This is a genomic window from Halomonas smyrnensis AAD6 (genome assembly GCF_000265245.1).
Taxonomy (GTDB): domain Bacteria; phylum Pseudomonadota; class Gammaproteobacteria; order Pseudomonadales; family Halomonadaceae; genus Halomonas; species Halomonas smyrnensis.
Genome location: NZ_AJKS02000031.1, coordinates 1 through 8,935, shown reverse-complemented (window position 1 = coordinate 8,935; position 8,935 = coordinate 1). Strand labels below are relative to the sequence as shown.

The window sequence follows — 8,935 nt, the reverse complement described above, 5'->3', positions numbered from 1 at the left end:
CCTACCCCGATTTACTCCCAGGTCTTGTCGTACTCCTCCCAGTAGCGGCCGAGATCGCGCTCTTCGGTGAGGGGGTAGAGGGCGTAGCGGCGGCCGAGGCGGGCGCCGCCGTCGCGGGTGAGCGGCTGCCAGGCGATGGTGGCACTGCTGCGGCTGGAGCGCACGAAGAAGGCGTCCAGCGGGACGGTGACGTAGAAGGCCTTGTCGAAGCTGCCCTCGCCGTAGCTGTCGCCGGCATCGGTGAAGGTGGCCCAGGCGCCGATGCGCACGCCGTTGTCGAACTCGCGTGAGAGGTCGACGGTGGCGCCGTAGTCGCCGGCGAGGTAGCGGCCGACGCTGAGCTTGGCGAGGATGTCTTCGTAGCCGGTATCGACGTAGGCGGTGGCGTGGCCGGTCCAGGTCTCGTAGTCGCGCAGCCCGAACTGCTGGTCGAAGTCGCGCTGGCGCACCCAGTTGAGATCCAGCCCCAGGGCCCAGCCGGCATCGAAGGGCCGATACAACATTTCGCCGCCGGCGCCGGCGTACATCATCTCCAGCAGGCCGCCGTAGCCCATGGCGTAGAGGCCGTCGCCGAGCTTGGCGGTGCGGGTGTACTGCAGGTTGCTGATGCCGAGATCGGTTTCGGCGAGGTAGTCGCCGATGTAGGTGCGCACCCGCGGCAGGTCGGAGTCGGCGATGTACTCGTACTCGTCGAGGTTGTCGGCCAGGGTGGCGGTCACGCTACCCGAGAACCAGCCGTTGCGGTCGGTGGTGTATTCGCCCGAGGCATAGGCAGAGAGCCGGTACAGGTAACCATCCGGGCCGCCGAAGTTCTGCTCGATGGCGGGTCCGACGCTCCAGGAGGCGCGCTGGGCATCGCCCCGATAGAGCGATTCGCCCGCGGGTTCGTCCAGGCGCGCGCGGGAGTAGATGCCATAGCGGTAGGCGGTATCGGCCGAGGCGCTCTGGGCGGCGGCCTCGAAGGCGTCGCGGTCGTGCATGTCCTCGCGCAGGGTCAGGCCCTTTCGCTGCCAGCGGTAGTGGAAGGTGTCGACGGCGTCGTCGGCCTTGGCGCTGAGGATGCGGTTGGCACGGCCCTCGCTCTGGCTGAGCGCGCGGTAGGTCGTAGGCTCGCCGGTCACGGTGAGGTCGTTGCCGTCGCGGTGGATCGCGTCGACGCGGATGCCGGCGTTGCGCTGCAGGGAGCGCGCCGTGGTGGCCCAGTCAGGATCGGCCGGAGCGTTCAGTGAACGGGGCGGCGGATCGCGCTTGACCTGGGCCAGGCCCGCCAGGTTGGTGGAGAAACTCAGCCCGAGCATCGCCGTGTTGCCGCGCTGCCAGCCGCTGCGCAGCTCGAAGTTGTCACCGAGCCGCAGGCGAGCGCCGACGTTGAAGCGCGAGTCTTGCGGTTGGTCGTTGTCCTGGGGCTCGTGGGCATAGTCGTTGCCCTCGTATTCGAGCTGCAGGATCAGCGGGTCCCAGGGTGTCTGGTACTCGACGCCGCCGAACAGCGACATGGGGCCGCGAAACAGTTGGCTCAGGGCGAACTCGCCGCCCTGGTCGCCGCCGGCATTATCGGGGCGATCGTCGAAGCGCTGGTCGATCCAGCCCAGCGGCGAGTCGACATCCGCGGCGCTGCCGAGATAGCCCCAGCCCAGCCCCAGGCTGACATCCAGCGAGTTCCAGCGCTTGCTGGCGACCAGATACTCGGCGCCGAACTGGGAGGTACCGCCGGCGTCGCGCAGCCCCAGGGCCAGCTCGGGCCAGTAGCTCTCCTCCTCGCGAAGCCGAAACTTGGCGTCGATGCCTTTATCCAGATAGTCACGGTCACCGGCGATCTCTTCGCCATAGCGACGGTTTTCCACCGAGACATAGCGAAAGCCCACCTCCAGCCAGTCGAGCGGCTGGGCGAAGACGTTGAAGCGCCGGTAGGGCTCGGTACGGCTCCAGCTCGCGGCGAAGTTGCCGACCTCATTCATCCTCGCCGTGGGTGTCTGCATCAGGCCCACGCCGCCGAAATCGCTCTGGCCGGTGCCCAGGTTGCCGGCCATGGCGGTGTGGGAGGCAAGCAGCAGGGGCGTCAGGCCTAGCAGCGGGGTGGCAAGGAAATAGCGGGGTCTGACCCCTGAAACTAGTTTGGCCATAGGGTGCAGTCGTCGCCGGGCAGTCGGCTCGCCAGGAAGGCGGCCAGTTCACGATTGATGATGTGGGCTTCCTGAGAATGCTCGGGCAGACGCACGGCGAGGCGGGCGCCGGGCGCCAGTGGGGCAGCCTGGCGGTTCCAGGCGGCGATGCCGAGCGTGCGCGCCTGGCCTCGCGGGGTGATGACGCTGACCTCATCCAGCCCTTGGGTCGCCGAGCCCGGCAGGCGGTCGAGCAGGGTGTCGACGCTCATGCCGGGCCGCCAGTCGATGCGCTGCACGCCGGTCAGGGTCCAGGCTTCCACCCAGCCAGGCGTGCGGCAGGTGCCGAGGGTGTCGATGTCGGCCATGGGCGGATTCTGTCGCAGCGCGCCGGCCAGCGATATCAGCCCCAGTGGCTCGGCGCTGCGGGCGGGCCTGGCGGGCATGCTCTGCAGCCGGCGCGACCAGCGGGCCAGGGCATCGGGCAGGGGCTGCTGCCCCGCGGCCGCGAGCACCGGGCCAAGGCCCTCGATTTCGGCGATCAGGCGTGCGCGGCGGTCGGCCAGCTGGTCGGCGTCGACATGGCGCAGGGCAAAGCTGTAGGTCCAGTCGAAGGGCGGCTGGTCGGCCGCCTGGCGCTGTTGTTGCCAATTCAGCCAGGCGTCGATCAGGGTCGCGGGCTCGTTGGTCTGTGCCATCGCTGACGGGGCCGAGACCAGTGACGCGCCGAGCAGAGCGCTGCCCACAAGGCCACGCGCGCAAGCCCCCAGGTGAGGCTTTTGGAAAAGACGCAAGGCAGTGTTACGGAGTGTTCGCATGCGGCGGCTCATGTCGGGCTTACCACCAGTGGCGAGCGACGCGCCACGAGACCTCTGGGCCGTTCGGCCAGGGTGTCTCGGTCGCGGCCCAGAGGCGGTGCGTGGCAGGATCGCGCCAATAGGTCGCGCTGTTGGTGTCGCCGGTCGCCCAGTGCCACTCGATCTGGCAGGTCTCGAGGCGGCGTTCGCCCAGCGGCAGCTCGAAGCGTCGCGCGGGCGAGCAGTGCGGTGCGCCTTCGGCCTGGAAGCGCCGTATGTCGCCGGCGGCATCCTGAACCTGGCGCGTCAGCGTGACCGGCTCGGAAGCGGTGTGCTGCCAGGGGGCAGAGGGCGTGTAGTGCGTGCCGAGTAGCCGTGCATCCAGGCCCTGGAAGGCATGCAGGCCGCCTTGCTCGAGTTCCAGCACCACGCCATTGCGACCGGGCCAGTAGGTCATGTCGCCAGCCTGGGCGCCCATCACCATCAGGCCCTGGATATCGCCGATACGCGCATCGAGGGAGGCGTAGGGTATCGCTTCGGCCTGGGCGGAGGTGTCGCCGCCAGAGAGGATGGCATTCAGCGAGGCGCCGAGCGGCGTCTCGCCGGAACTGGCGCAACCGCTCAGCGAGGCGAGTGCGACGCCCAATGCTACACAAGACGAGGCCGCCCGTAGGCGGCCTCGTGATCGGCCATGTACCACTCTTAGTGTCATGGGCTTATTGCGTGCCTGACGGACCGGTCGTCCCGGTTCCGCTGCTGCCGCCATCATCGCCACCGCCGGAAGCGGCGGCCACGCCAGCGCCGACTGCCACGGCGCCGGCCACGGCCAGTCCCGTAAGGGCAGCGGTAGAAAGGCCGGTTGCGGCCGCCAGGCCACCAGCGGCGGCACCGCCGGCTGCTGCGCCTGCGCCGGCTGCACCCGCGCCTGCGCCCGCGCCACCACCGGCGCCAGCTGCACTGCCTGCGCCGGCGCCCGCATTGGCGCCCGCCGTGCCCGAACCTGCACCGGCGCTACCGCCGCCGCCGGCGGCATTACCGGTTTCGCTCTGCGCCATGGCCAGCGGAGAGGCCGTCATGCCGGCGATGGCGAGATAAGCCAGTCCTTTCTTGAGCATCTTGAATCCCCCTTGCGTCTGTGACGGTCATGCTTCTACAGCATCATGCTAATGCTTTTAAAGGCTAGCGCATAGCTGTTGCAGTGGGGTAATAGCGGCCACGGAGTCTTTTTTTATTAAATGACTGCCAATGTGGCATAAAACAATAAGCAAATGAATGCTTTGTAAGCGATTTCCTACAAGAAAGATCGTGATTCTCATACATATCCAATGCCGGCGTACACGGCGCTGGTGATGTCATCGCCCGGTCATGTATGATCCGCAAGCTATTCATTTTGCATGATCTACATTGACGTTTTGGCGCGTTGCCAAATGATACAGGCCTCGGGGATGCGCCATGACACCTCGGGGCGGTAGCGTGCCCTGATGACAAAACTAGTACTCAATACAGGCAGTCCGCATGCGTCATTCAACGCCTCTCAAACTCCTGGCGAGCCTGCTCAGCGTGGCCTGGCTCTCGGGATGCGCCTTCGCCCCCGGTAGCCATTTCGATGCCGACGTCGAGAGTGCGCCGGTAGACGATCTCGTCGATGTGGAACCGATCACCCTCGGCCTGATCGCCAGCCAAGAGCGCGCGCCGGATGATCAGGCGCTGAAACAGATGAGCGAGGCCCAGCGCGCCGCCCTGGACAGTTACGACTATCGCATCGGCAAGGGCGATGTACTGAGCATCATTGTCTATGACCACCCTGAACTGACCATTCCCGCCGGCAGTGAGCGCAGCGCGGCGGAGTCGGGCAATACCGTTCAGCCGGACGGCACCATCTACTATCCCTACATCGGCGAGGTGGCCGTTGAAGGGCAGACAGTGTCGGAAGTGCGAGAGACCATCTCCCGCCAGCTGGCCGAATTCATCGCCGCGCCTCAGGTCGAAGTGCGCATCGCCGCCTACAACTCCCAGGACGTGTTGATCTCCGGTGAGGTAGGGGAGCCAGGGCAGCTGCCGATCACCAATGTGCCGATGACCGTGCTGGACGCGATCAGCATGAGTGGCGGGCTTGGGCCTCAGGCCAACTGGCACGGTGTGCAGCTGACCCGAGACGGTGAAACTCGCACCCTCGACGTGTACGGCATGCTCAACGAGGGCAACCTGTCTAGCGACCTCCTGCTTCAGGATAATGACGTGCTGCACGTGCCCGATCTTGGTGAGCAACAGGTGTTCGTGATGGGGGAGGTGAGCGAGCCCCAGTCGCTGCCCATGGGGCGCTCGCCGATCACCCTGACCGAAGCGCTGAGCCGTGCCGGTAGCTTCAACGAGGCCCAGGCCGATGCCAGTGGCATCTTCGTGTTTCGCCGCAATACCCAGCGGCAGGACAAGCTGGCTACCGTCTATCAGCTGAATGCCCGCAACGCCGCGGCCATGGTGCTCGGCACGCAGTTCCGCCTCGAGCCGTCTGACGTGGTCTATGTGACCACCACCTCGCTGGGTCGCTGGAACCGCACCATCAACCAGATCTTGCCGACAGTGACCGCGCTGTACCAGGTCACTCGTGCTGCGAATGATGCCAACGATCTTCGAGACGATCTCTGATGTTTCATCACCTGCTTGTCGTCTGTACCGGTAACATCTGCCGTAGCCCCGTCGGGGAGGCCATGCTCAAGGCCTCGCTGCCGGGGCGGCACGTGGAATCCGCCGGGCTGGGCGCCCTGGTGGGCCATGGCGTCGAGCCGACGTCACGGGAGTTGGCCGAAGCCGAAGGCCTGAACGTCGAGGCTCACCAGGCGCGCCAGATCACCCAGGAGATGCTGCAATCCGCCGATCTCATCCTGGTGATGAGCGAAGGGCAACGCCTTGCCATCGGCGAGATGGCGCCCGCCGCACTGGGCAAGACGATGCTGATCGGCCGCTGGCTCGACGGCGGCAAGGGCCTCGAGATTCCTGACCCCTATCGCAAGAGCCGTGAAGCCTTCGAACATGTGCATCGAATGCTGAAGGAGGCCACGGCTTCCTGGGCTGCCAAGATCTAAGCCCCGCGTAGGGCAGACTCCACCGCTTTTTTCATTTATTGCGCCACCGCCCTGTCGGACGTCGGCGCCCAACCTGACAGTACTCCTATGGCTGACGCTTCCCAGAGCACTTCGCATCCGCGCGCTTCTTCCGCCCCCGCCGACGACGAAATCGACCTGGGGCGCCTGTTCGGCCTGCTGCTCGATCACAAGTGGTGGATCATCGGCATCACCGCGGTGTTTGCCGTGGCTGGCGTTGCCTATGCGCTGCTGGCGACCCCGGTGTATCGCGCGGATGCCCTGGTGCAGGTCGAGAAGAAGGCCGGGATGAGCAACCCCCTCGAGGACGTGAAGTCTATCCTCGGTGAGGAACCCTCGGCGGATACCGAGGTGGGTATCCTCCGTTCACGCATGGTGCTCGGTCGGGCGGTCGATCAGCAGCAGCTGACATTGCACGTGACCCCAGAGCGCCTGCCGGTGGTTGGTGATTTTCTGGTCCGCCATGGCATGGAGCGCCCCGGGTTCGCCGAGGCCAGCGTATGGGCCGGCGAAGCGATCAATGTCGTCAAGTTCCAGGTGTCGCCGGCGTTCATCGGCAAGCCGTTTCAGTTGACTGTGCTCGGCGAGGATCGCTACCGGCTGAGCCTGGAAGACCGCGAGTTGGGTGAGGGAAAGGCCGGCACCGATGAGTCATTCCTGGATGGAAGCGTGCAGCTGCGGGTCGCCGAACTTCAGGCCGGGGAGGGGGCGAACTTTACCCTGCAGAAGTCCTCGCGGCTGGCGGCGATCAATGACCTGCGTTCACGTTTCGGTGTCAGCCAGCAAGGCAAGGACAGCGGCCTGCTGGACCTGTCGCTGAGCGATACCGATCCTCAGCGCGCCGCTCGCGTGCTGGACGCTGTCAGTGAGGTCTACCTGACCCAGAACATTCAGCGTCAGGCCGCCGAAGCAGAGAAGAGCCTCGAGTTCCTCGAGAATCAGACGCCCCAGGTGCGCGAACAGCTTCGCCAGGCGGAAGATCAGCTCAACTCTTATCGCACCGAACGCGACAGCGTGGACCTGTCGATGGAAACCCAGTCGCTGCTCGAGCGTATCGTGGATCTCGAGAAGCAGCTTAACGAGCTTTCCTTCACCGAGGCGGAAATCTCTCGGCGCTTTACGACCAGCCACCCGACCTACCAGGCTTTACTCGAGAAGAAGCAGCAGCTGCAGAACGAACGCGACCAGCTCGAGGAACGCGTCGACAGCCTGCCTGAGACGCAGCAGCAGGTGCTGCGGATGAGTCGAGACGTCAAGGTCAACCAGGAAGTCTACGTTCAACTGCTCAACAAGATGCAGGAGATGAAGATTGCTCGAGCCAGTACGGTCGGTAACGTGCGCATCCTGGACGAGGCCGCCGTGCAGCCGGCACCGGTCGAGCCCAAGAAGCCGCTGATCGTGGTGCTGGCCACGCTACTGGGCGGCATGCTCTCGGTGGGCCTGGTGCTGGTGCGCGGGCTGCTGCGCCGCGGCGTAGAGTCGCCCGAGCAGATCGAGGACGCCGGCATCCCGGTTTACGCTTCGGTGCCGCTCTCCGACGAGCAGGGCAAGCTGGTCAAGCGCGTCAAGCACCGCAACGACAAGGGTGGTCAGGACATCAGCACCGGCATCCTCGCCGAACGGGCGCCGGCCGACTCCGCCATCGAAGCGATTCGCGGCCTGCGCACCAGCCTGCACTTCGCGATGCTGGAGGCCGGCAACAACCTGCTGGCGATTACCGGACCGAGCCCTGGCATCGGCAAGAGCTTCGTCACTATCAACCTTGCAGCCGTGTGCGCCCAGGCCGGGCAGAGGGTGCTGGTGGTCGATGCCGACATGCGCAAGGGCCATGTGCACCATGCCTTCGGCGGTCGCAGCGAAGGTGGCCTTTCCGAGCTCCTTTCCGGCAAGGCCGCTCTGGCCGACGTGACGCGTTCCGGCAGCATCGACGGGCTTGACTACATCTCACGCGGCAGCGCTCCGCCCAACCCTTCCGAGCTGCTGATGCAGGAACGCTTCAGCCAGTTTCTGGCGGATATTCGTGAGCAATATGATCTGGTGGTCATCGACACGCCGCCGATCCTGGCCGTAACCGATGCGGCGGTGATCGGCAAGCAGTGTGGCACTACTCTCATGGTGACTCGCTTCCAGGTGAACCCTGTCAAGGAGCTGGAAATCGCCAAGCGCCGTCTCGAAACCACCGGCGTGCCGGTCAAAGGCGCCATCCTCAACGCTATGGAACGCAAGGCTGCTACCAGCTATGGCTACGGCTACTACAACTATTCTTACAAATAAGCTCGTTTACTGAACCTGCTGCCAGCTCGCGTTGGCTGACAGCTCATCAACAAGCCACAGGTCGGACCCCGGCCAAGCCTCAAAACCACACAATGGCCCTCCAGCGCGGCACACCACGCCTGGGGGCTGACCCATCAGACGAACGACCGAACGAAGCAGCGATATAAGCAACACCACAGGCTCCAGTGTCGGCTGCCCTATAGGGAAGGGCAAAATGCCAGCACTCCCACGAGCCTGCCTATAACAAGAAAATACGGATCGTGAATAACACGTTTTATCAGCTCATGATGAGCAAGGGATACGCATGGATACCATCAATCCACCGCTGGAGCGCCAACGTCGGCATTCCCGGTTCTTCGAACGCTTGCTTTTCAGTTACAAACTGCAACTGCTCCTCGGCCTCTGCATCGCTGTACTGGCTCCAGCCCTTTGGCACTGGGGGTGGGGTTTCTGGCAGCAGGCTCCCACTGCTCTTTGGGCAGCGCTGACCGGCACTGTTATCGCCTATACCGTATCGATCAATGCGGTTCAGCGTCTCGCCCGCCTTCCCGGCACCAAAGCCTCGCTGCTGATCATTCCCAGCATCAGCATTTGTTACGGATTGCTGGTTCTGGCACTGGTGGCGCTCGGCATCGAATATTCCGTTCTGCATGTATTTATC

The 8,935-nt window shown here is 64.8% G+C and carries 7 protein-coding genes and 1 pseudogene; 4 read left to right on the top strand and 4 right to left on the bottom strand.

Annotation, left to right across the window (positions count from 1 at the left end):
• Window positions 1–11 precede the first annotated feature (11 nt).
• From UYS_RS0216635 to UYS_RS18715, 4 genes are all read right to left on the bottom strand, one after another.
• Window positions 12–2,123, bottom strand: coding sequence for a YjbH domain-containing protein (locus UYS_RS0216635; protein ID WP_026068643.1), 2,112 nt, complete (start codon window positions 2,121–2,123; stop codon window positions 12–14).
• Entirely contained in the window at window positions 2,111–2,800 is a 690-nt protein-coding gene (locus tag UYS_RS0216630) for a capsule biosynthesis GfcC family protein (protein WP_016856648.1), read from the bottom strand. The genes UYS_RS0216635 and UYS_RS0216630 overlap by 13 nt, the downstream gene beginning before the upstream one ends.
• Before the next feature lie 139 nt (window positions 2,801–2,939).
• Window positions 2,940–3,545 carry a YjbF family lipoprotein gene (locus UYS_RS18280; protein WP_016856647.1) on the bottom strand — a complete coding sequence of 202 codons (606 nt, stop codon included), beginning with the start codon at window positions 3,543–3,545 and terminating at the stop codon, window positions 2,940–2,942.
• A gap of 70 nt (window positions 3,546–3,615) precedes the next feature.
• A complete protein-coding gene (locus UYS_RS18715; protein WP_192813940.1) occupies window positions 3,616–4,014 on the bottom strand; it encodes a hypothetical protein in 399 nt (132 codons plus the stop codon).
• A gap of 400 nt (window positions 4,015–4,414) precedes the next feature.
• Between UYS_RS18715 and UYS_RS0216620 the strand changes: the two genes are divergently transcribed.
• From UYS_RS0216620 to UYS_RS17670, 4 genes and pseudogenes are all read left to right on the top strand, one after another.
• The gene (locus UYS_RS0216620; protein WP_016856646.1) at window positions 4,415–5,545 is read left to right on the top strand and encodes a polysaccharide export protein; all 1,131 of its coding nucleotides are present in this window, start codon (window positions 4,415–4,417) and stop codon (window positions 5,543–5,545) included.
• On the top strand, window positions 5,545–5,982 hold the full coding sequence (locus UYS_RS0216615) for a low molecular weight protein-tyrosine-phosphatase (RefSeq protein ID WP_026068640.1): 438 nt from the start codon (window positions 5,545–5,547) through the stop codon (window positions 5,980–5,982). The genes UYS_RS0216620 and UYS_RS0216615 overlap by 1 nt, the downstream gene beginning before the upstream one ends.
• A gap of 87 nt (window positions 5,983–6,069) precedes the next feature.
• Entirely contained in the window at window positions 6,070–8,274 is a 2,205-nt protein-coding gene (locus UYS_RS0216610; protein ID WP_016856644.1) for a polysaccharide biosynthesis tyrosine autokinase, read from the top strand.
• Between the two features lie 304 nt (window positions 8,275–8,578).
• Window positions 8,579–8,935: pseudogene (locus UYS_RS17670) on the top strand (hypothetical protein); the annotation flags it as partial.

Bases quoted from the DNA above. Each gene is read 5' to 3' on its own strand.
- UYS_RS0216635 (WP_026068643.1), bottom strand. From the start codon at position 2,123: ATGGCCAAACTAGTTTCAGGGGTCAGACCCCGCTATTTCCTTGCCACC.
- UYS_RS0216630 (WP_016856648.1), bottom strand. From the start codon at position 2,800: ATGGCACAGACCAACGAGCCCGCGACCCTGATCGACGCCTGGCTGAAT.
- UYS_RS18715 (WP_192813940.1), bottom strand. From the start codon at position 4,014: ATGCTCAAGAAAGGACTGGCTTATCTCGCCATCGCCGGCATGACGGCC.
- UYS_RS0216620 (WP_016856646.1), top strand. From the start codon at position 4,415: ATGCGTCATTCAACGCCTCTCAAACTCCTGGCGAGCCTGCTCAGCGTG.
- UYS_RS0216615 (WP_026068640.1), top strand. From the start codon at position 5,545: ATGTTTCATCACCTGCTTGTCGTCTGTACCGGTAACATCTGCCGTAGC.
- UYS_RS0216610 (WP_016856644.1), top strand. From the start codon at position 6,070: ATGGCTGACGCTTCCCAGAGCACTTCGCATCCGCGCGCTTCTTCCGCC.